Source organism: Candidatus Cloacimonadota bacterium (genome assembly GCA_020532085.1).
GTDB lineage: Bacteria > Cloacimonadota > Cloacimonadia > Cloacimonadales > Cloacimonadaceae > Syntrophosphaera.
The window spans coordinates 1-20,402 of sequence record JAJBAV010000001.1 but is presented as its reverse complement, the minus strand read 5'-3'; the positions used below and the strand labels follow the sequence as shown (position 1 = coordinate 20,402).

20 protein-coding genes are annotated in these 20,402 nt (G+C 56.4%); 6 read left to right on the top strand and 14 right to left on the bottom strand.

The features are described 5' to 3' along the window. Positions 1 to 137: 137 nt before the first annotated feature. From ispH to LHW45_00070, 7 genes are all read right to left on the bottom strand, one after another. Positions 138 to 1,019 (bottom strand): 4-hydroxy-3-methylbut-2-enyl diphosphate reductase, encoded by an 882-nt coding sequence (gene ispH / locus LHW45_00100; GenBank protein MCB5283988.1) that lies wholly within the window; start codon positions 1,017 to 1,019, stop codon positions 138 to 140. Beyond that, the gene (gene cmk, locus LHW45_00095; GenBank protein ID MCB5283987.1) at positions 1,016 to 1,696 is read right to left on the bottom strand and encodes a (d)CMP kinase; all 681 of its coding nucleotides are present in this window, start codon (positions 1,694 to 1,696) and stop codon (positions 1,016 to 1,018) included. The genes ispH and cmk overlap by 4 nt, the downstream gene beginning before the upstream one ends. Positions 1,697 to 2,011: 315 nt before the next feature. Further along, positions 2,012 to 4,339, bottom strand: coding sequence for a M28 family peptidase (locus LHW45_00090; protein ID MCB5283986.1), 2,328 nt, complete (start codon positions 4,337 to 4,339; stop codon positions 2,012 to 2,014). 29 nt (positions 4,340 to 4,368) lie between these two features. Beyond that, positions 4,369 to 5,634, bottom strand: coding sequence for a M48 family metallopeptidase (locus LHW45_00085; GenBank protein ID MCB5283985.1), 1,266 nt, complete (start codon positions 5,632 to 5,634; stop codon positions 4,369 to 4,371). Positions 5,635 to 5,813: 179 nt separating this feature from the next. After that, positions 5,814 to 6,230 carry a secondary thiamine-phosphate synthase enzyme YjbQ gene (locus LHW45_00080; GenBank protein MCB5283984.1) on the bottom strand — a complete coding sequence of 139 codons (417 nt, stop codon included), beginning with the start codon at positions 6,228 to 6,230 and terminating at the stop codon, positions 5,814 to 5,816. Continuing rightward, entirely contained in the window at positions 6,230 to 6,931 is a 702-nt protein-coding gene (locus tag LHW45_00075) for an HAD family hydrolase (GenBank protein ID MCB5283983.1), read from the bottom strand. The genes LHW45_00080 and LHW45_00075 overlap by 1 nt, the downstream gene beginning before the upstream one ends. Beyond that, the gene (locus tag LHW45_00070; GenBank protein MCB5283982.1) at positions 6,928 to 7,773 is read right to left on the bottom strand and encodes a mechanosensitive ion channel family protein; all 846 of its coding nucleotides are present in this window, start codon (positions 7,771 to 7,773) and stop codon (positions 6,928 to 6,930) included. The genes LHW45_00075 and LHW45_00070 overlap by 4 nt, the downstream gene beginning before the upstream one ends. A gap of 182 nt (positions 7,774 to 7,955) precedes the next feature. On the opposite strand from LHW45_00070, the gene wecB reads away from it, so the two are divergent. From wecB to trxA, 5 genes are all read left to right on the top strand, one after another. Further along, positions 7,956 to 9,044 (top strand): UDP-N-acetylglucosamine 2-epimerase (non-hydrolyzing), encoded by a 1,089-nt coding sequence (wecB, locus tag LHW45_00065; protein MCB5283981.1) that lies wholly within the window; start codon positions 7,956 to 7,958, stop codon positions 9,042 to 9,044. A 65-nt stretch (positions 9,045 to 9,109) separates the two neighbouring features. After that, complete coding sequence (locus LHW45_00060) at positions 9,110 to 9,499, top strand: GxxExxY protein (protein ID MCB5283980.1); 390 nt, start codon at positions 9,110 to 9,112, stop codon at positions 9,497 to 9,499. Between the two features lie 187 nt (positions 9,500 to 9,686). Further along, positions 9,687 to 10,313: a uridine kinase gene (udk, locus tag LHW45_00055; GenBank protein ID MCB5283979.1), complete on the top strand. Its 627-nt coding sequence runs from the start codon at positions 9,687 to 9,689 to the stop codon at positions 10,311 to 10,313. 134 nt (positions 10,314 to 10,447) lie between these two features. Further along, positions 10,448 to 10,720 (top strand): co-chaperone GroES, encoded by a 273-nt coding sequence (locus LHW45_00050; protein MCB5283978.1) that lies wholly within the window; start codon positions 10,448 to 10,450, stop codon positions 10,718 to 10,720. Positions 10,721 to 10,722: 2 nt separating this feature from the next. Continuing rightward, positions 10,723 to 11,037, top strand: a complete 315-nt coding sequence (gene trxA / locus LHW45_00045; GenBank protein ID MCB5283977.1) for a thioredoxin — start codon at positions 10,723 to 10,725, stop codon at positions 11,035 to 11,037. A gap of 1,124 nt (positions 11,038 to 12,161) precedes the next feature. Here trxA and LHW45_00040 read toward each other — a convergent pair. Genes LHW45_00040 through pgsB form a run of 7 tightly spaced genes read right to left on the bottom strand, consistent with a single transcriptional unit; the run spans position 12,162 to position 18,269 of the window. Then, the gene (locus LHW45_00040) at positions 12,162 to 13,181 is read right to left on the bottom strand and encodes an NAD(P)-dependent glycerol-3-phosphate dehydrogenase (protein ID MCB5283976.1); all 1,020 of its coding nucleotides are present in this window, start codon (positions 13,179 to 13,181) and stop codon (positions 12,162 to 12,164) included. 14 nt (positions 13,182 to 13,195) lie between these two features. Beyond that, positions 13,196 to 13,525 carry a hypothetical protein gene (locus tag LHW45_00035; GenBank protein ID MCB5283975.1) on the bottom strand — a complete coding sequence of 110 codons (330 nt, stop codon included), beginning with the start codon at positions 13,523 to 13,525 and terminating at the stop codon, positions 13,196 to 13,198. A 9-nt stretch (positions 13,526 to 13,534) separates the two neighbouring features. Then, entirely contained in the window at positions 13,535 to 14,668 is a 1,134-nt protein-coding gene (locus LHW45_00030) for a hypothetical protein (GenBank protein ID MCB5283974.1), read from the bottom strand. Between the two features lie 8 nt (positions 14,669 to 14,676). Then, positions 14,677 to 15,492, bottom strand: coding sequence for a hypothetical protein (locus LHW45_00025; protein MCB5283973.1), 816 nt, complete (start codon positions 15,490 to 15,492; stop codon positions 14,677 to 14,679). A 13-nt stretch (positions 15,493 to 15,505) separates the two neighbouring features. Beyond that, on the bottom strand, positions 15,506 to 16,627 hold the full coding sequence (pgsW, locus tag LHW45_00020; GenBank protein ID MCB5283972.1) for a poly-gamma-glutamate system protein: 1,122 nt from the start codon (positions 16,625 to 16,627) through the stop codon (positions 15,506 to 15,508). Positions 16,628 to 16,629: 2 nt separating this feature from the next. After that, entirely contained in the window at positions 16,630 to 17,085 is a 456-nt protein-coding gene (pgsC, locus tag LHW45_00015; GenBank protein MCB5283971.1) for a poly-gamma-glutamate biosynthesis protein PgsC, read from the bottom strand. Further along, on the bottom strand, positions 17,070 to 18,269 hold the full coding sequence (gene pgsB, locus LHW45_00010; GenBank protein MCB5283970.1) for a poly-gamma-glutamate synthase PgsB: 1,200 nt from the start codon (positions 18,267 to 18,269) through the stop codon (positions 17,070 to 17,072). The genes pgsC and pgsB overlap by 16 nt, the downstream gene beginning before the upstream one ends. Before the next feature lie 198 nt (positions 18,270 to 18,467). On the opposite strand from pgsB, the gene LHW45_00005 reads away from it, so the two are divergent. Next, positions 18,468 to 19,922, top strand: a complete 1,455-nt coding sequence (locus tag LHW45_00005; protein MCB5283969.1) for a deoxyribodipyrimidine photo-lyase — start codon at positions 18,468 to 18,470, stop codon at positions 19,920 to 19,922. Positions 19,923 to 20,402 lie beyond the last annotated feature (480 nt).

Genomic DNA, 20,402 nt, shown 5'->3' with positions numbered 1-20,402 from the left:
TGCTTCAGATTCTGTCGTTACCTCGGCAATAGGTTCCGCTGCGGGTGCCGTTACTTCTTCAGTTGCTTTTGACGTCGTGCCTTCCCCTTCCTTCAGAATTTCTTCCGGAACGGGCTGGTCTTGGTTCTGATCATGATCTAACATGATTCCTCCTTATACCTGGGGATTTCCTCGAAACGGCTTACCGCGCCGGGGATCCCCATTAATTTGAAAATCTGGTTGTAAACTTCCAGGATAGCCTCTTCCGGGGTGGAGGCCCCGGCGGCCAGGCCGATGTTGGCAGCGTCCGCGAGATCGGGCAAAGTGAGCTCGCCGGCGTCCTCGATGTGCAGGCTGCGGGTTTCGCGGGAGCAGAGATCTTGCAGCATTTTGGTGTTGGAGCTGTTGCGGCCGCCGATCACCAGCATCAGATCGCTTGCTTTGGCCAGCGCCACGGCCGCTTCCTGGCGCAGGGAGGTGGCGGAGCAGATGGTGTTGAAAACGATGAGCTCCAGGCAGCGCGGCAACACGCTTTGGACCAAGGTTTGCAGGTTGGCCAGCTTTTGGGTGGTCTGGGAAACCACGCACAGGGTTTTCCAGGGTCCGTCGCCGGGAAACTCGCCGGGCCGGAGCACCCGGGTGTGGGAATTGCCGTAGGACAGCATGCCCTTCACTTCCGGATGATCGGGATCGCCGAGGATCAGCACGGGAATTTCAGCGTGGGCGGCTACCAGCTGCTGGGCACGCTCCACGTAGGGGCAGGTGGCGTCGATGATCTCGCAGCCGCCGCTCCGCAGGGCGGCCAGGTCTTCTTTGGAAACGCCGTGGGAACGCAGCACCACCTTGGTGCCGCTGGCCCCGGTGACATCTTCCACGCTCACTATCCCTTCGGAGGCCAGTTCCCGTACAATGCGGGGATTGTGGATCAGATCGCCCAGGGTGCGCACTTCGCCACCGGCGGCTTTGGCTTCGCGGGCCATTTGGAGGGCGCGGCGGACCCCGAAGCAGAAACCGGAGTGCTCGGCCAGCAATACTTTCATATTCCCTCCTGCCGGGCCAATACCAAGCTGTGCAGCGTATCCACCTGCTCGTCCACGCTCATGGCACCGGTATCGATCACGATGGCGTCTTCCGCCACGGCGAGGGGTGCCAGGGCGCGGCTGGCATCGTTGCGGTCGCGTTCTTCCAGCTCATGCAGAATTTCGTCAAACTCTTTCTCTATGCCCTTCTTTTGCAGTTCCAGCCAACGGCGCCGGGCCCTGATCTCGGCTGAGGCGGTGAGGAAAAACTTGATGTCGGCATCCGGGAAAACGAAGGTGCCAATGTCGCGCCCGTCCAGGATGACACCGCCTTGGGCACCCATCCGGCGCTGGAGCTCCACCATGCGGTAACGCACGGCGGGCAGGGCGGAAATATCTGAAGAAAGTTTGGAAATGGCATTGGCGCGGATGTCTTCCGATACGTCCCTGCCCTCCAGCAGGATCACGTTGGTCGCGCCGGAAGTCTCGATGCGAATGTCGATCGTTTCCAACATGGCTGCCACGGCCTCCGCGTCGTCCAGGCTGACCCCGCTGAGTTGAGCCTGCAGAGCGCAGGCGCGGTACATCGCCCCGGTATCCAGATAGACGTAGCCCAGCCTGAGCGCCAAACGCTGGGCGGTGGTGCTCTTTCCCGAAGCGGCGGGACCGTCGATGGCGATGATCAGTCTGTGTTCCATACCAAATTTTCCTATCCAACCACATTTTTGCACCCCGATATTGCGTCAATCCTTTTTTTGGCCCCGCTGGAGAAGGTGATTCGCTCCGCTTCAAAGTTCATCACCGCCATGCGGGGAGAATAGAGATAATGGCCTTCAAATAAGGAATAAAACAGGGAAAAGCAAGGTTGACAAAAACAGAGGGACAGAGTGACAGAGAATTTCTGCAGCATAAGCTTCAGCTGGTTGGGGCCCGAATTCATTACCAGGAACAAAAAGATGAGTCAAAAAAAAAGAGACAGCGATGTATTCGGAACGCGCTGGGAAGTGCTTTGCTCAATGGATCGCTGTCACGCGGAAGAATCTGCGGGCTCGATCCGGAGTGATCTCCAGCTCCAAGGACGGTGTCTCTGCCTCCAAAGTATATTCCCCGCCAGGTTCATCCGCTGCCTCCACCCTGTAAGTACTGGCGCTGTTCACCGCCGGCCAACTGAGCACGAGACCGTTTGTTAGCTTGACTAGAAAGGGTTGCGGGCTTACCAAACCGGTGCTGACGCTGATCACATTGGAATCGCCAAAGGTTCCGTAGCCGAGATCTGCCCGGACCACGTAATGATAGTTTTCGCCAGGGGAAAGCCCGTAAACTTCAGAGCTCGTTGCAAGCCCTGCGCTGAGATCTTCGAATCCGGGCACATACGCGATAGTTTCCATGGAGTGGGTTCCCAGGTTGCCGCAACTGTCTATGGGATGGCTTTCCCACTCGGTGTACAGGGTGGGAAAGCCGCTGGCCGGATTGGCGGTCACGCCGCCGGTGACGGTGCTTCTGCGCACCAGAGTCCGGTTTTGGGTGACCAGGGTGCCGGAACCCCAATATGATCCAGGGTCGGTGCCGATCCGGCCAAAGATGTCAACATAGGAACCGGTTGACAATTTTTTCAAGGCGATCTGGTCGTCTCCGTCAAATGATGTTACCAAGGCGCTTTGCAGATCGCTGCGGTCGCGAATCACCACGTTCGAGTTGGGATGCGCTATCACATAGACCTCTCCGTCCTCCAGAATTCCTGAAAGATACAAGGTTTGATAGGCGTAGGTGTAGGAATTGGGGAAGTACTCTATTAGGTAATCGCTTAGGTCAACCTGGGACCCAGTTCCATTGAAGATCTCCAGTGCTTTATTGTAGCCGGTTCCCTCCAGATATTCCGAAAAAAAGAGCTCGCTGGCAGGGCCGTGATTTAGGGTTTGATAAACATCCAGCCAGTAGCCGGTGGCGCCGGAAACGGCTTCCCAATTGGCTGTGAAGCTGTCTGTACAGATTTCTGTGGCCGGGGTCGCTACGGGTATCCCGGAAAGCTCTTCCAGATCGGCAAAGATGGCGGCGCAGGCCACCGCGCCTTTGATCACTTCCGTGCAATAATCGATCTCCAAGCTATCCACCACGTCGTACACAGTGTGATAGATTGCGCTGTCCATGTCCTCTTCGAAGAAATAGATGATGTTGTATCCCTTCTGCCAGTAGGGATAGGAATCGCTGCGGGAGCAGTTGAACCAGCCCTCGTCGGCATAGGAATCCAGGCTGGTGTATTGCTCGGTGATGCCCACGGCGTAATCCGTGTAGGCAAGAGAACCGTCGTAAGGGATCTGGCGCACAACCCACTCGGAGGGGTCATGCTCGTTGTTGCCGATCATGTCGAAATTCATCATCAGCCGTACGTCCATCCCAGCTGTGTGAATGATGGCGGAATCGTTGTAGGAACCTTTCAAACCCAGTTCCTCACAGGCAAAGGTCATAAAGCGGACCGAAGCTTTGGGCTGATGGTTGCTTAGCAGCATCACCCGGGCGATCTCCATCACGGCGGCGGCCCCGCTGGCATTGTCATCCGCCCCGGGAGCGAAATTATACGCGTCGTTGCTGGTGGAATCGTGATGTCCGCCGATGATGATATACTGGTCTGGAAATTCGGTTCCAGGCAGGGTGGCGACAACGTTGTACTGCGGATAGCCGTTGTGGCTGAATTCCTGCAGCTGCACGTCGCTGATCCCAAAGGACAGAAACTGCTGTTGGATCCACTGGGCCACGGGCAGACGGGTGTCCGTGTAGGCGTGCCGCGTCCCAAAATCCTGAAGATGTTGGATCCGGGCCAGAATGGAATCCGCGCTCACGCTGGACACCAGTTGGGCTACGTCCGCGCGTAATACCCCGGTCCAAGGTGGAAGCGGTTTTGAGGCGGTCAGGCGTATGGGGGAGAGGCTGAGCTGAGTGATTTGGCAGGATGTCCGAGCTCGCAGTTCCTCTTCATCCAGATCGCTGGCGAACAGAAGGGCTGAATCCAGCTCCAGCAGGATCTTTCCTGTCGCCCCAAGTTCGGCGGGAGCTGCCATCGGGGGTTCGCTTAAGAGGTAGAGATGCTGGCGGGGCGGAAACTCGGAAAGCACCAAAGCGCCAGGAAAGGCAGGTGTGGGCCTGTCCGGAGCAATAACGATCGCGTAGCTGGCGTCATAATGGAGGACGGAGTAACCGGCCTGACTCAGTTGCAGAACGCTGGCCCGCAGGTCCCGGGCTGGAAATTCCGCCTTCAGGTTGGAAATTAGGACGCCCAGGATCGCGTTTTGAGCGCTCAGGGCGGTTGCCAGCAAGAGCAGGCAGATCAGCAGGCATTTTACCATGGTTGTTTCCCCTGAAACGGTTCCAGGCCTCAGCTGGAACCACCCAGCATGAATTTCTTGTTGGGGGTGAGAACGTTTTCGCTGCATTTGCGGATGATCAGGTTCAGCGCGTCGGGCGAGATATTGACAGCCGCGGCCAGTTCCGCCAGTCTTTGTTTCTCGCCCAGTTCCAGGCGGCCGTCGATCAGGGTCACGCACACGATCTGCTCCATCAGGGTGAATTTATCATTGTCCTGCTGGTTGGCGTAATGTTTGCAGATCGCCTTCACGCGCTTTTTGATCTCGGCTTCGTTCTTGAATTGCAGATAGATCTCGGGCTGGGTGGTGTAGTCCGAGATCCAGTCGAAGAGCAGGTTCCATTTTTCTTCAAGGCTGTCTTTGTCGAAGGTGGCCATGTAAAGCCCCACGGCGGCCAGAAATTCCACGATCTTTTGTTCCTTTTCCTTTTTGGGCTTGGTTTCCAAAAGTGCCAGCAACTCCGAGACCCGGGCATCCAGCTGTTCCTGGTTGATGGACTGGGAGGATGTTTGTGGAACCAGTTCCGATTCCGCGAAGTGCATCAGCGCCTGGATGCGGATCATGGAATTGGGGTGGGAGGAAAAGAGATCGCCCACCCCGATCTCGCGGATCCGGTCCAGCTGTTTCAGATACTCCGCGGCCACGAAATTCAGATGCTCCTGTGAAAGCCCGCAGGTGAGCTTGAAAAAGGTGTTGGTGACCACATTGATGTCCGGCATGGCGATGAAGCCGATGCGGTCGGCGCTGATCTCGGCGTATTTGATGAAGCGCAGGTAGTGCAGGGTGATCATGGCTGGCAGCCGTTCGCCTTCGTTCTTGTTCAGAAAGCGCTGCACCACGTCCAGCTTGTTGTGGTCGTAGATCAGGTGACCGATCTCGTGGCCGATCACAAAGCGGAGCTCGTTGTCGTCCATCTGCTGGATCAGGGCTGAGGTGAAACAGATGATGTTGGGCACATAGTCGTAACCGTTGATGGAAAAGGCGTTGATCTCGGCTGAGGACTGCAGGTAGAAATCGATTTTTTCCGCGAAGCCCAGCTTGGACTGGATCTCGCTGCAGAGGCTGTAGATGCGCGGGGCGATGGCCTCGCTGAGCAACACGGTGTTGGAAAGCATCTCGTTGGTGATGGCCTCCACCTCGTCGCGGTTGTCAAAAACGTCGTAATACTGCTCCAGCGCGAAATCCTTTTCCAACACCCGTTCCAGTTCCGTCTCCGCGGAGTATCTGATCCGCGCGAAATCGATGGCGCCTGCCGGCCTCTGTTTCTTTGCTTTCATTACTTCTCCTGATCTGTTGTGTTGCCTTCCTCTGCTGCGCCAGTCCGCGCAAAATAAGTGACCGCCAGCGGGGAGGACGAACATCAGGTTGGACAGGGGCAGATTTGTGTCAAGCGAAAACGCCCCGCCCTGGAAGCGGGGGATACAAAAAACCCCGCCGGGTGGCGGGGTCAGCTTATTTATTCACCGATTATCTTCACCAGCACGCGCTTGCGGCGCCTGCCGTCAAATTCTCCATAGAAGATCTGTTCCCAGGTGCCGAAATCCAGTTTTCCCGCCGTGACCGCCACCACCACCTCGCGTCCCATCAGCTGGCGTTTGAGGTGCGCGTCCGCGTTGTCCTCAAAGCCGTTGTGGGCATATTGCGAGTGCGGTTTCTCCGGGGCCAGGCGTTCCAGCCAGCTCTCAAAATCCTGATGCAGGCCACCTTCGTCGTCATTGATGAACACCGAGGCGGTGATGTGCATGGGATTCACCAGGCACAGGCCTTCCCTGATGCCGCTTTCGCGCAGGCAGTCCTCCACCTGGGAGGTGATATTCACATACTCCCTGCGTTGGGCGGTGTTGAACCACAGTTCCTTGCGATAGCTGCGCATCAGTTTATCGGATTTTTCTCCAGTTCGGTGGCAAATTCAGCCGCGGTGTCGAACACGTAGTCCGCTCCGGCTTTTTCCAGAGCTTCCCTGCCGCAATAACCCCAGGCGGCGCCGATGGAGATCATGCCGGCATTTTTGGCTGTTTGCACATCCACGGGGGAATCGCCCAGAAAGGCGATGTTCTCGGGTTTGCATTTCAGCCGCTCAGCCAGTTCCAGCGCGCGGGTGGGGTCCGGTTTGACAGGTTTGTCCGGCTGTTCACCGCTGTAAATGCCAAACGGATTTTTGCCCTGATTGATCATCGCGCCGCGGAAATAGTGGCGGATCATCTTTTTGGTGAAATAGTGGACCTTATTGGAAAGGATCGCCACCTTGATCTTGTGGGAAACGCAGAGTTGGATCAGATACAGGATTCCCGGATAGGTCTTGGTGTGCAGAAACCAGCTTTCCTCATAATTGACCCAGAACTTTTCGGCCATCGCTTCCACGTCGGCTTTTTTCCGCCGTGATGCCGGCAATGCTCTTTCGGTCAGTTTAAACAGCCCGTCGCCCACAAAATCCTTGTATGCCTCCAGCGGATGCTCGGGCAAGCCGGATTCGGCCAGGGCCTTGTTCATGCTTTCAGCCATGTCCTGCAGGCTGTCCAGCAGGGTTCCGTCCAGGTCGAAGATCACGGCTTTGATTTTGTGTTTCTTTTTCATGTGTTGGCACTTCCTTCGTTGCTTATTTTTAAAGGCTTGGATGTCTCTCCCGCATAAAGCGATACATGCGGGAAAGGAATTTCGATATGGTTGGCGTCGAAAGTATCCTTGATGCGGATCATCAAAGAAGTTTTAAGATCAAAAAACTCATCTGTCCTGCCCCAGACTCCAAAGAGGAAATCAATGCTGGAATCACCAAAATTCTCCACCATGATCACCGGCGGAGGGTCTTTCAGGGCCAGCGGTTCAGCGGCGGCGATCTCCGCCAGCAGCTGGCTCACCCTGCTCAGATCTTCTTTGTAGGCCACGCCCACTTTGATGTTGATCCTGCGCAAAGGGTACCGGGTGAGGTTGGTCACCTCGCTCTTGATCATGGTTTCGTTGGGCACGCGCACGAACTGGTTGTCCGGCGTTTTCAGCTTCAGCGAGAGCAGATCTATGGTTTCGATGGTCCCGCGGATGCCGGCAACCTCGATCACATCACCCACCACAAAGGGTTTTTCCGAGATCAGGAAGATCCCGCTGATGATGTTCGAGACGCTGGTCTGCGAGGCAAAGCCGATCGCGATGCCCACCACTCCGGCCGCGCCCAGCAGGGCGGAAAGCTTGAACCCGAATTCGTTCAGGACGCTCACCAGCAGGATCAGCAGGCTGAGATAGTAAACAAAGCGAACAATCAACTGCTCGCTTTGGGGCGAGAACCTGTTCGTTACGATCCGCTGGGTGAGTTTTTTCAACAGTATGATCAGCGGGATGCCGATGGCCAGAGTGAGCAAAACGCGTAAAACCACATTCACTCTTTCCGGCGTGACGTACTGGCTGAATATGTTCGTTATGTCCATGTCTTATTCTCAGGCTCCTGTGGGCCAGGTCGGATTAGTTTGTAAAACCATGATTTTGATAGGCTGTTATTTGTCTATCTTTTTTTAATAGGTTACTCCATCTTTGGCCAAAGCCAAACCAAACTTGACATTCCGGGCGGCCTCAAGAGACTGGCATCCATTCCCTCAGCCAAGGAGCAGCCATGAAAATAGCCCAGATCGTCGGTGCCCGGCCCCAGTTCGTGAAACTGGCCCCGCTTTCGCGCCTGATCCGAGAACGCCATTCGGAGATAATCATCCACAGCGGACAGCATTATGACGTCCAGATGAACGACGTTTTCTTCCGGGACATGCAGCTCCCGGCGCCGGACCACAACCTGAACATCGGTTCCGGCAGCCAGGGAGTGCAGACAGCGGAGATCCTGGCCGCCCTGGAACCCGTTTTGGCAGAGGAAAACCCCGATTGGGTGATCGTTTACGGTGATACCAACACCACCCTCGCCGGGGTGCTGGCGGCGGCCAAACTCGGCCTCAGGACCGCCCATGTGGAAGCCTGCCTGCGCAGTTTCAACCGCTCCATGCCAGAAGAGATCAACCGAGTGGTGGCCGATCATGTTTCCGATCTGCTTCTCTGTCCCACTCCCACGGCCATGGAGAACGCCCGCCGCGAAGGCCTGCAGGACAAAGCCCGCCTGGTTGGCGACATCATGTCCGACAGCCTGAAGCTGGGTTTGGAGCTGGCGGAGGGCTTTTCCGACATCCTGGCTGAACTTTCTCTCCAGGCTGGCTCCTTTTCCCTGCTAACCCTGCACCGGCCTTACAATGTGGACGATCCCGCCCGCCTGGAGCATATCCTGAAAGCCCTGAACAGTCTGGGCAAAACCATCGTCTTTCCTGTTCATCCCCGCACCCGCAACGTATTGGCACGGATCGATCTGGACATTTTTGCCAACCTGCGCTACGTCGAACCCCTTTCCTATCTGGATTTCATCAGCCTGATGGGCGCGGCGGACATGGTGCTCACCGATTCCGGAGGCATTCAGAAAGAGGCCTGCATCCTCGGCATACCCTGCGTTACCCTGCGTTCCGAAACCGAATGGACCGAAACCGTGGCCAGCGGCTGGAACCTCCTTCTGCCTGTAGATTCCAGGGCTTTCCCCCTCTCCATCCTGGATTTCCGGCCTCCCTCCAGCCGCCCCGACCTCTTCGGCTCTGACGTTTCGCTCAAGATCCTGGACTTGCTGGAAAGAGAATTCGTCGCGGAAAAGCGCGGAAAAAGAGAAATGCTATGAAGAAAAAAAGAGAAACACCAATGTGGGGGTCACGTCACCGGGCCAAACAATTAGTGGAGGGGTAAATGGAAGAAAAAAAGATCGAAAAGGACGTCAGTAGCAGGATAATCGATTGTTTTTTCATTGTTTACAACAATCTTGGTTTCGGCTATCTGGAAAAGGTATATGAAAACGCCATGAAGATAGAACTGAAGGCCCTGGGTTATGAAGTGCAGTCCCAGAAACCTATCAAGGTTAAGTACAAAGGCGTGGAGGTCGGTGATTATTATGCCGATCTTTATGTGGACAATTTGGTGATTGTGGAGATCAAAACTGCGGCGAAATTGACTTCGGAACATGAATCACAGCTGATCAACTATCTAGCTTCGACAAACACCGGCCATGGAGTATTACTGAACTTTGGCCCACGGCCATCCTTCAAGCGCATGATTAACAGTTTTTCCCAACAGGCTTGATTTTACCGGAAGTATGCATGGAATCGGGATTTCAACATTTTTTGCATGAGCTTGTTGCCCCCCAATGGACATGATTTAATGTTACGCCAATCGACCAATTTGGTTTGTCCACCTGATTCCGTATTTTTCTCTTTTTTCATTTTTCTTTTTTCCGCGTTTTTCCGCGACGAATTCCCTGGAGTGAACCATGCCTGAAAAAGCGCATCTGATCCTGATCGGAGGAGGCACCTGCAGCGGCAAGACCACCATCGCCAAAGCGATCGGGCGCCGCATCGCCAGCCTCAAAACTGTCATCCTCTCCCATGACAACTACTATCGCGACCTCGCCCACCTGAGCCAGGAAGAGCGCGCGAAAGTAAATTTCGATCACCCTGACTCCATCGACCAGGAATACCTGGTCCATGACCTGAAGCTGATGCTGGCCGGCGAAGCGGTCAACGTTCCGGACTACGATTTCGCCACCCACAGCCGCACCGAGGGCAAGCTCTGCATCGCCGGCGCCGAAGTCGTGATCCTGGAAGGCATCTTCGCTCTCTACTACAGCGATCTGCTGGACATCTCCGACCTCAAGATCTTCCTCGATTCCGATTCCGACATCCGCCTCGCCCGACGCCTCCAGCGCGACATCCTGCAGCGCGGACGCGACCCCGAAAGCGTGCTCAACCAGTATCTGGAAACGGTGAAGCCTTCCCACCAGGCCTTCATCGAACCCACCAAAAAGAACGCCGACATCATCGTCCCCGGCGAAAAGGAATTCGATCGCGTGCTCTATCTGCTCAACGGCTACCTCCAGCACGTGATCGGCTCCGGATGAAGCCCTGGCTGTACAAAGTCCCTGATCCCGGATTTGTCTTGACAAAATCTTAGCACTCGAAAAAGAGGTTTGCTAATTACGCCTCTCGCGTTATCATATCTGCAGATTTGCAAAATACATTATGGAGGAACCCAATGAAACTGAGACCAATTGAAGAACATCTTGTGGTGAAGCCCGAAAACGCCACCGCTGAAAAGACCGTCGGCGGCATCATTATCCCCGACACCGCCAAGGAAAAACCCCAGATCGCCGCAGTGATCGCCGTGGGCACCGATGAAGACCTGCAAAAGATCGTCAAAGTGGGCGACAAGATCCTGTTCGGAAAATACTCCGGCACCGAGATCGAGATCGAAGGCGAAAAACTGCTCATCCTCTCCAAGGACGACATCCTGGCCATCGTGGAGTAGCGATGCTGGAGATCACAAGCCAAAACTTCGAAACCGAAGTCATGCAGTCCGAACTGCCTGTGCTGGTTGATTTCTGGGCGCCCTGGTGCGGACCCTGCAAAGCTTTGGGACCCACCGTGGAAAAGATCGCCGTGGAAACTGAAGGCAAGGTAAAGGTTGCCAAATGCAACATCGACAACGCCCCGGACATAGCCACCCGCCTATCCATCATGTCCATCCCCACCCTGCTGGTTTTCCACAAGGGTGAGATAGCCGCTCAGCTAATCGGACTGGTGCAAAAAGACAAGGTCATGGACAAACTCCGTCCCTACCTCTGATCATCTCAAACTTAATCACCCGCCCCGCCGAACCAGTTCGCCGGGGCGTTTTTTTTGCTCTCTTTTGGCTCAAGTTCAAATGGCTCTCTTTCAAATGAGTGGGTAACTGAGGAAACCCGTAATGATAGTCGATCCTGTGCCTTTAGATGCCAAATCCCTGCGTTGACTCTGAAAGCCGCGGAAGCCCAACAGAGGCAAAGAACCCCGCCTCGCGCGGGGTGCAGGACTGTAGGCGGGGCGTTTCAACCCCCGTATCCGGTCGCGTAAAGAGAAATTCAAACCCGCTTGCGAGTGCAGGACTTTGATGCGTGATTTATCGCTGATCGGATGGGCTGGATGCTGACCTTATCATGTGGCGAAGCGATGAATCGCTCCGTGAATTCCCACACCCCGCACGAGGCGGGGTTGTTTTGCTCCGGCTGGCTGATGCGGGGGTTGAAACACCCCGCCTATAGTGCTGCACCCCTCTGACGAAGGGTTTTTCCGGTCATTATTCACTTTGTAGGAAAAAAAGCCTTGTGTTCAGCCCATTACCCAATCAGTTTGAAAGAGGGCCGGAAAAGACTTGTCCAGGGCATGGATTCCGGGGCCTCCACACCGGAATGGCACCTTGGCTCCACCCACCAAGTGGTTTCCAGCCCGGCGGGGGATGAATCTGTTCTCTGCCATTCGGCCGCATGACTCAGCAAATAGAAGGAAGGCATTGGCTTTAGCCACCGTATACCGGGATCAGGTTTACTGGGACACTATTTCCGGCGGTTTTAACCGCCAGCTGGCATGGTCGCGATCGGGTCAAATCCCCACGCGGATGATCACTTGTGGATTGTCCCTCCGGTGGCTGAAGCACACCGGTCATCTTCATGCTCAGCGGAGGTTCTGGCAGATACGGTGGCTGAAGCCACCACCTTCCGTCTTTCAAATCAGGGTTTCACATTTGGATTTTATCCAAGGATTCAGATCTGGGGCTCACACCTGGGTAAATCGTGGCAATCTTGATCAAGGCAAAAAACCCGGGTCGCTCCCAATATCAATACGGTATCAATACGGAATCATTACGGATGAAATCCGTATTGATTCCGTATTGATACCGTATTGATATTGGGAGCCGACAGGGGAAACGAGGTTTATTCCGCTTTCAATTCGCGGGTCATGAGTTCGAGGATGGCTTGGCGGGGATCCTTGTCTTGGTAAAGGGTGGCGTAAACTTGGGCGATGATGGGCATTTCCACATTGGCGCGGGTGGCCAGGGCGTGGACGGAGCGGGTGGTGGCCACGCCTTCAGCGACCATTTTCATTTCGGTGATGATGGCGCTGAGTTTGCGTCCGGAGCCGATCTCGAAGCCCACGTGGCGGTTGCGGCTGTGGGGAGAGATGGCTGTAGTGATGAGGTCGCCCACGCCGGAGAGGCCCAAAAAAGTTTCCGCTTTGGCGCCGCGGGCCACACCCAGCCTTTGGATCTCCACCAGCCCGCGGGTGAGCAACGCGCCCATGGTGTTGTCGCCAAAGCCAAGCCCGGTAACGATCCCGGCGGCGATGGCGATCACGTTTTTCACCGCGCCGCCCATCTCCACGCCGGTGAGGTCGGTGCTTCTGTAGGCGCGGAAAAAGCTGTTGCTGAAAACGGTTTGGAGTTCGCTGAGCAGTTCGTCATCCGCTCCGGCGATTACCACTGTGGTGGGTACCCGGCGGGCCACTTCTTCGGCGTGGCTGGGTCCGGAGAGGGAGCAGAACCTGTCCTGGACAGCGGCGGGGAGAAGTTCACGCAGAATTCCGCTGGGGGTGAGCAGCGTGTTTTCCTCGATGCCCTTGGCCACGTTGACCACGGCCTTGAGATTTTCCGCAGCCCAGATCCGGTCCGCGGCGGCAGGAGGAATTCCCTCCAGGGTGGCACGGATGAACTGGGTAGGGGTGGCCAGGACCACAAGCTGAGGCTGGAAATCCGCCAGGGCATGGAAATCGCCGGTGAAAAGGACTGTTTCGGGCAGGCTGAGGTTGGCCAGGAGCAGGGGATTGGAGCGAGTGGCAAGCAAGGTCTGCAAAAAGGCGGGATCGTGCTCCCAAACCATCACCGGATGGGCGTTTTCAGCCAGAAGATTGGCCAAAGCCAGGCCCCAACCTCCTCCGCCGATCACCGCGACCCGCATGCGCTAATCCTCGTCTATTTCTTTTCCGGGGGCGGCAGCTTGAAATCGCAGATCAGCCCCAGGTCCTCGTCGTCATCGTCGTCCAGGTCGTCATCGTCTTCGTTGTCATCCTCCATCCAGTCCGGACAGAAGAGCAGGTCTTCCTCAAAGTCCCAGCCGTCCACGTTGGCGAGGCCGTAGCGTTCCAGCAGCTCGTTTTCCCAGATGGTGTAGTAGGCCGTGCCGTCCGCCACCGCCCAGACCAGGACGGGGTTTTTGTAGTGACGCAGCTCGATCTTGTGGTTTTCGGAAAGATCGAGGAGTTCGCGGATCTTTTTGACGTCGCTTTCTTTTCTGAATTCCATGGTGCTCACCTAAAAGCTGTATTTGACTGTGGCAGAGACCTTGTTCTCGCTGTATTCCCTGGCGCGGCAGACTTCTTCCACAGGTGATTCTACATTCCTGTAGGCGTGAGAGTAGTCAAGCTTTAAATTCCAACTGGGGCCAAAATCGAAATTGAAGGCGGCGGAGGTGTTGTAGATGAAATCGGCGCGGCCGCCATACCAGGGGTCCAGGGATTGGAAGAAGCGCTCCTCGTAGGAGAGGGTGAGCTCGGGATAAAAGGTGGGGCTGTCGGGTTTGTCGTTGTTCAGGGGAGTGCTTTTAAGGCGGATGTTCCCGCTGTAGCGGTTGCTGGCGTAGCTGCCGTCCTCGGCGTCGTGGCGGTGGTTGTCATAAACGCGGTAGCGGTAGTTGGCGCCGAGGCTGAAGGCGGGAAAGGCATAGCGGGCGCCGAGGCCGAGGGTGGTGGCGTTGGCGTCGTACTCGGTGAAGTACTGGTTGTAATAGTACTGCTCATAGCGTCCATGGAGCTGGATCGTGGCGTTTTTGAAGGGCTTGAGGTTGAGGTCGCCGCGGTAGAGATTGCGGGCATAGCTGTATTTTTCAAGGTTTTGGGTGCCGTCGGTGTCCACGTAGCTGCGCACGTAATTTTCTGGGTAATAGCCGTAGAGGGCTGTGAAATTCCAGTAATAGCGTTCCACGCGGAGGCGGAAGAGGGCGTCCTGGCGCTGTTTGTCCGGATTGGAAACGTTTTGGGAGATGGTGGCGGTTACGGATGGAATTATCTTCCACCACTGGTAGCGAATGGGATAGGCCAGGTCGAAGCGGGCCTTGATGCTGAGGTCGTCGGTGGTGTTCACGTAATTCAGGTTGGGATGGCTGTGGTCCCAGCGGCCCAGGTCGTACTCCGAGAGCTGGAACACGTTGTCCGAGTAGGTTGTTCCCAGCGAGACGCCGATGTCCAGTTGGGCAGAGAGGGCACGGGGCGTGAAAAGCAGAAAGAGGGCCAGTCCCATGATGATGGGTACGATGTTGCGGGGCGGCTTCACCGGCTGCTTCGAAGGCTGGCGCTCATCCTGGTCCGGCTGGCGGTTTTTATCCGGCGGGATCCCGGCCTGATCTTCAGGAGCGGGTCCCTGCGGTTCCTGTTTGCGGGGTTCGGGCATGCTGATCCTCAATTGGCCTTGCGCAGCACCGGCCGGGCGAAAAACATGTGGTCGCTCACAGCGCGCAGTTCATATTCGGCGGGGCCGCTTTGCCCCGGGATTTCGATCTTCATGCCGGTGGTGAGATGTTCCACGCCCACGGCTTTGTATTTGGTGCTACGGCGCAGGGTGAACTCTTTGGTGTCCAGCAGAACGCCATCGCGGAAAAGCTGAAAGACAGGCAGGCTGCGGTCCAGCAATCTGGCCCGCACATAGAGGTTGGCGGCGCGGCCGTTGTTGAGGGTGAATTTCATCCCCTGGGAGGTATTGAAAACGTAGTAGGGGCTGTCCGTGCCGTTATGGCAGATGGTGATCACGCCGCCGTGGGCTTTGATGGCGAGGTTGGTCGGTTTGGCGGGCTTGGGCTTGGGCGCGGCCTTAACGCTGTGGAAGGCGCGGAAATAGATGCCGCGCTCATAGCAGAGGAGTTCCATGGTCTTGGTGCCGGTGGGGATGGGTAGGCTGAACTCGCGGTAGATGTAATAGCCGTCGAGGCGCTGCTCCAGGCTGAGGTCCCAGGTCCTTTTTTCTTTGCCGATGATGGTGATCACCTGCGGTTTGCGCAGGTCATCCAATCCGAAGGAACGCAGCTGGATGGCGTCAATGCCCTCAACGTTGAGGGTCATGGACCTTTCCGGCAGGGAACGGTAATACCAGTGGTTACCGGCTTCGGTCTTAAGCAGACGGCGGTTGCCGGGATCGGTGAAACTGAGGGGCTTGACCTTCGCGGCCAGCGCGGACAGGGCCGCGAGGCAGACCAGGGCAAGGATCAGGCGTTTGAACATTTATGCTCCAAAATCATAATTCTTCATCGGGATCCACGATGTTGGCCATGAAATGGCGGTCGTGGCGGTCGAGGATGATCACCGCGATGATGGCGGCCACCAGCAGGGCGAGGCAAATGGCGGCCACGGTGACGTTGTGCTTTTTCTGGCTGAAAGCAGGGCCCACACCTGGCTCCGGCATCTGGCCGGAAGCGTCCTCCAGCTTATAACGGCGGATCCAGCGGCGGGGATGCTGCATGCTGAAGACCGGAACGCCCTCGCGGGCCATGATCATCATCACGCCTTCGGGATCGAACTGCTCCTCGGCCAGTTTGGGATTGAGGCCTTCGCGGATCTGGTTGGCATTCGGGATGCTGCCCACATTAGCCAGGCCGCGGCCCAGATTCACGAACAGGCGGTAGCGCTTTCCTTCCGGCAGCAGCTGATTGTAGGCGCTCACGCGGGCTTGAACGTTGTCGGCCAGGGTGGCGCCGAGGATCTGGCCCACACCGTTGCGGGACATGGCATCGAACAAAGCCGCGATGCCAGGGTCGGAAAGCCCGATGCCGAGGTCGTCCTTGCCGCCGAGGGAGGCGTATTGACAGCCGAAATCGATCAGGCCTTTATCTTTGAGGATGGCCTCCATGTCCAGCCAGGTGTATTCTTCCAGGTTGGCGCCATAAGATGCGGAGGAGAGGGCCGCAATGATGGCGGGTTCCAGTTCCATCGCCTCGAGGGCGGCATAGAGGGCCAGGTTCGCTCCCGGATTGGAGCCGGTGATGGCCACAGCCACGTGATCGCCGGCTTTGAGGCCCTGACGGGAAAATTCTTCCACGAAGACCGCGGCCAGATTGGGATTGAGGGCGGCCTGTTTTTCCGAGAGCAAGCCGCGATCGGTGGTGATGGTGCTGCGGGCGATGCCGATCAGGCCGGTCTGGAAAGGATCGTTGATGGGATCGAAGGGGATGCCGAGGTTTTGCTGTTCAGCTCTCAGGCTGTCGATGAAGGCGGCCATGGTTTGGGCGGCCGCCACTTTTTCTTCGTGGAAATCGGCCTTGATGGTCACGTAGCTGAAGTGGGCGATGAGGAAGAGGACGAGGCTGAGCGCGAAGAGCAGGATCAGCGACCAACCGGATTTGAGGGAGGGGCGGTACATGCTTAGACCTCCCCGTTGAAGATCACCATCAGGGCCAGACGCACAACGATGGCGGCAATGCCCATGGTGGTGATGGTTTTCACGAAGCCCTGGCGCTCGAACCAGTTAGCGATGAGGCCGGGCACGATGTAGCCGATGGACTGCATCTGAAAAGTATAGACCGTGATGTTTTGAAACACAAGCAGCCGGGTGGCCCAGCCGAGGATGAATCCGATCAAAATGCTCAGGACCATGCGGCGTTTGCCGAACATCAGCGTGAATTGGGAGATGATCCGGATGATCCCCCAGGTGAGCAAACTCACCGCCAGGGTACCCAGGATCTGCATGGGCTTGTCCAGATAGAGGGCCAGATAGCCAGGCACAACGATCCCGCCGGCGGAAGCGCCCAGCATCTCGCTGAAGATCAGGCTGATGATCACGCCCAGGCCAACCGCGGCCTGAATTACTGCTTCAACCACTTTAATTCCTCATTTTGCTTTCTCGATTTATGCTTGAAATGCGCAACGATCTGCGCGCCATATTTTTTGCTGCCGGCCATGTTGCCGATCCCCAGCACGTGGGATTCGCCGGAGGTGAGTTCCACCACCTTGCGGTAGATCTCCTCCGGCAGCGGCTCGCCGAGAGTGATGAGCTTGTTTTTGGGGACCCCGGCCTGGAGGGCGTAGGCTTCCACCTTGTCGCAAATCTCGCCGGTGAGCAGCAGAAAAGAATAATCCAGCTTGATGACCGCGTCCACCAGTTGGTGCGAGCGGAAGAGCCGGTCGGCCCGGCTGTTCAGGATGACGATCTTGGCCACGTTGCTGAGATGGCCGGTGACCATGTCGATCACGCGGGCGGTGGAATCGGGATCATTGGCGGCAAAAACGTTGTAAAAGGTGATCAGTTTATGGCCTTCGTGGATCACATACTTGCGCAGGGCGCCGGGATCGGGATTGGCACTCTGCATGCCTCGCAGCGCAACATCGCGGGGAATTCCCGCTTCGGCGCAGACGGCCAAAGCGAGCTGCACGTTTTCTGCATGCTCGATGTAGCGAAACTGCGCCAGTTCCTTGGTGGTCACATCCACGGGGCGCACCTTGTGGATCTGGCAATGACGTTTGTGGGCAACCTTTTCCAGCAGGCCGAAGTGAACGTTTTCCGCCGTGTAGCAGTTGCCGCCGTGGGGGATGGTGTTGCTGAGGCACATCGCCACGCTCTGTTCCGTGGAACCCATCAGGTCCAGATGGTCGGCGCGGCAGTTCGTGATCACGCTGATGGTGCTGCGCACGAACTTGCGCTCCGTGATCCACTGGAAAACCGGGTTCACGGCCATGCATTCAACCACAATGGCGTCCGGCTTATCGCTCACGGCGTGGCGGAAAATGTACTTCTGTTCGATGATATTCGCTCCCATCAGGCGTATGATCGCGGCCTCCCGTCCGTCCGGAAGCACCACGCGCGGCAGGGTGCCGGTGATCTTGGCCACCGTGCGTTTGCCGCCGGCGCGAAGCCCGGCCGCGATCAGACGGGTTACGCTGGATTTCCCTCGGGTCCCGTTCACGTGGATCCGCACGGGGATTGCTTTCACGTTGCGCTGGTGCCGCCAGAATTCATGGGTCCAAAAGGCTATCAGGAGCACCGTCGCAATGATCAAAACGGTCATCTTTCCTCATTTGTTCACTATTTCAGGCTGGTTTGAGACGATCTTTGCAGCTTCATTACGAGCCAACCAATGCAACTTTCGTTCCAGCCCCGCTGTTTTCCTGAGACTGGGGAAACACTTACGGGGGGATATCGGTTGACACAATTCCGCCCGCGCGGATATTGTCCAGCAAAAACCACAGTTAACGGGGAAAAGAAGATGAACCCAGCCAGGATCAGCGGGCAGATGCCTGCAACGAGGGGCAGAACTGAATTTGTGCTCTATTGGATGCAGCAGAGCCAGCGCGTGGATTACAACCATGCTTTGAACAAGGCAGCCGAACTTGCCTCGGCTTGGCAAATACCTCTGATAACGGTTTTCGTGCTCAGTGATGAAGTGCCGGACGCCAATCTCCGTCACTACCGGTTTATGCTGGAAGGTTTGGCGGAAACAGCGCAGCGGCTGTCTGAACTGGGTATCGCCTTTTATCTCTGCAGTGGCAAACCTGATGAAGTGATAGCCACGATCGCCGGGAAGAGCGGATTTGTGGTGACCGACCGGGGATATCTGCGCTGGCAGCGGCTCTGGCGGGAACAGCTTTACGCGAAACTCGGCCCGGAGCGCTGGCTGGAGGTGGAAAGCGACACGGTGGTCCCGGTGGAGATTGTTTCGAACAAGGAGGAATACTCTGCCGCCACCATCCGGGGCAAGATCCTGAAGCATTTGGAGAACTGGCTGGAACCTGTGGAAGGGCCCGATTACAGTCTAACAGACAAAGCGCCACCAACCATACCGGGATCGATCGCCCATCTTGAAGTGAAACCACGCGTGAGGTTTGCGCACTTGTGGAAATTTGCCACCCAACACTTGAGGATCGATCTCTCGGTGGGTTTGTCAACTTCATTTAGCGGTGGTTACAATGAAGCGTACAAACGCTGGGTGCTGTTTTTATTCAACAGGCTTAGACTTTACGCTGAAAAACGCAACGATCCCTCTTTGAATATCCAGAGCAATCTTAGCCCCTGGCTGCATTTTGGTCAGCTCTCCGCTCTGGAAGTGGCGCTGGCGGCTCTGGAATACAATGAGGTACCGGCTTACGCCGCCGCTGGCCTGATCCGCGATAAAAGCGGCCTAGATTCCCATCAGGCCGGGCTGGCCTCCTTTCTGGAGGAGCTAATTGTCCGCAGGGAACTGAGCTGCAATTTTTGCTGGTTCAATCCCGACTATGATAGCTTCGCCTGCGTTCCGCTCTGGGCCAGGCAGAGCCTCAACGACCACATCTTCGACGCCAGGCCTTATATCTACAGCGCTGAGGAACTGGAATCCGCCGCCACGGCAGATCCTTTCTGGAACGCGGCCCAAAAGGAGATGGTGAGCACTGGGAAGATGCACAACTACTTGCGCATGTATTGGGGAAAGAGGCTCATCGAATGGACCCCGGACCCCGAAACCGCTTTCCAGCTGATGCTGTGGCTGAACAATAAATACCAGTTGGACGGCCGCGACCCCAATTCATTTGCCGGCATCGCTTGGTGCTTCGGCAAGCATGACCGGCCCTGGCAATCCCGCGCTGTGTTCGGAAGTGTGCGCTACATGAATTCCGCCGGTCTCAAACGAAAATTTGACATGCAGGGATATCTGAACAAAGTCAAGACACTTTCCGCTTCCGTCTGATCAGGTTGATTTCGGCCAAGGCAAAAAGCCCAAAAGCCATTTTGGGCCCCGGGCCTGAATTGGTCCGTCTGAAGACAATACAAACTAAGGCTCTCATTCTAACTGAGTGGGTAAAGCCTGGTGGCGAAAAAATGCTTACCCACCGCAATGTCCTGTCAGTCACGCCTTGAGCGCTCGCTTCCATCCCCCTCCCACGCCCCCCGCCTGATCATCGCATCAAATGCGGCTATCAGGCGGGAGGCGTGTCCGGGGCCCGGGAAATGGCCTTAATGGCCAAAGTGGCACCGCTTCGCTCCTCTGCGGGGTGCCCGGCCACTTCACCCTCATGTTGTCGTATTTCGCATCTGGGCATTATACAGGTTCCATATTGTAACATCATATATACGAGCAGGCGCATAATTGTCTCAAAACCTCTGGGGTAATTGTGTCGAAGTAGTCAACAACTGCCTTTTCAAGTTGTTTCAAAGAGTCATACAGTCT

Coding starts and splice junctions, on each gene's coding strand:
- ispH (MCB5283988.1), bottom strand. CDS start 1,019: ATGAAAGTATTGCTGGCCGAGCACTCCGGTTTCTGCTTCGGGGTCCGC.
- cmk (MCB5283987.1), bottom strand. CDS start 1,696: ATGGAACACAGACTGATCATCGCCATCGACGGTCCCGCCGCTTCGGGA.
- LHW45_00090 (MCB5283986.1), bottom strand. CDS start 4,339: ATGGTAAAATGCCTGCTGATCTGCCTGCTCTTGCTGGCAACCGCCCTG.
- LHW45_00085 (MCB5283985.1), bottom strand. CDS start 5,634: ATGAAAGCAAAGAAACAGAGGCCGGCAGGCGCCATCGATTTCGCGCGG.
- LHW45_00080 (MCB5283984.1), bottom strand. CDS start 6,230: ATGCGCAGCTATCGCAAGGAACTGTGGTTCAACACCGCCCAACGCAGG.
- LHW45_00075 (MCB5283983.1), bottom strand. CDS start 6,931: ATGAAAAAGAAACACAAAATCAAAGCCGTGATCTTCGACCTGGACGGA.
- LHW45_00070 (MCB5283982.1), bottom strand. CDS start 7,773: ATGGACATAACGAACATATTCAGCCAGTACGTCACGCCGGAAAGAGTG.
- wecB (MCB5283981.1), top strand. CDS start 7,956: ATGAAAATAGCCCAGATCGTCGGTGCCCGGCCCCAGTTCGTGAAACTG.
- LHW45_00060 (MCB5283980.1), top strand. CDS start 9,110: ATGGAAGAAAAAAAGATCGAAAAGGACGTCAGTAGCAGGATAATCGAT.
- udk (MCB5283979.1), top strand. CDS start 9,687: ATGCCTGAAAAAGCGCATCTGATCCTGATCGGAGGAGGCACCTGCAGC.
- LHW45_00050 (MCB5283978.1), top strand. CDS start 10,448: ATGAAACTGAGACCAATTGAAGAACATCTTGTGGTGAAGCCCGAAAAC.
- trxA (MCB5283977.1), top strand. CDS start 10,723: ATGCTGGAGATCACAAGCCAAAACTTCGAAACCGAAGTCATGCAGTCC.
- LHW45_00040 (MCB5283976.1), bottom strand. CDS start 13,181: ATGCGGGTCGCGGTGATCGGCGGAGGAGGTTGGGGCCTGGCTTTGGCC.
- LHW45_00035 (MCB5283975.1), bottom strand. CDS start 13,525: ATGGAATTCAGAAAAGAAAGCGACGTCAAAAAGATCCGCGAACTCCTC.
- LHW45_00030 (MCB5283974.1), bottom strand. CDS start 14,668: ATGCCCGAACCCCGCAAACAGGAACCGCAGGGACCCGCTCCTGAAGAT.
- LHW45_00025 (MCB5283973.1), bottom strand. CDS start 15,492: ATGTTCAAACGCCTGATCCTTGCCCTGGTCTGCCTCGCGGCCCTGTCC.
- pgsW (MCB5283972.1), bottom strand. CDS start 16,627: ATGTACCGCCCCTCCCTCAAATCCGGTTGGTCGCTGATCCTGCTCTTC.
- pgsB (MCB5283970.1), bottom strand. CDS start 18,269: ATGACCGTTTTGATCATTGCGACGGTGCTCCTGATAGCCTTTTGGACC.
- LHW45_00005 (MCB5283969.1), top strand. CDS start 18,468: ATGAACCCAGCCAGGATCAGCGGGCAGATGCCTGCAACGAGGGGCAGA.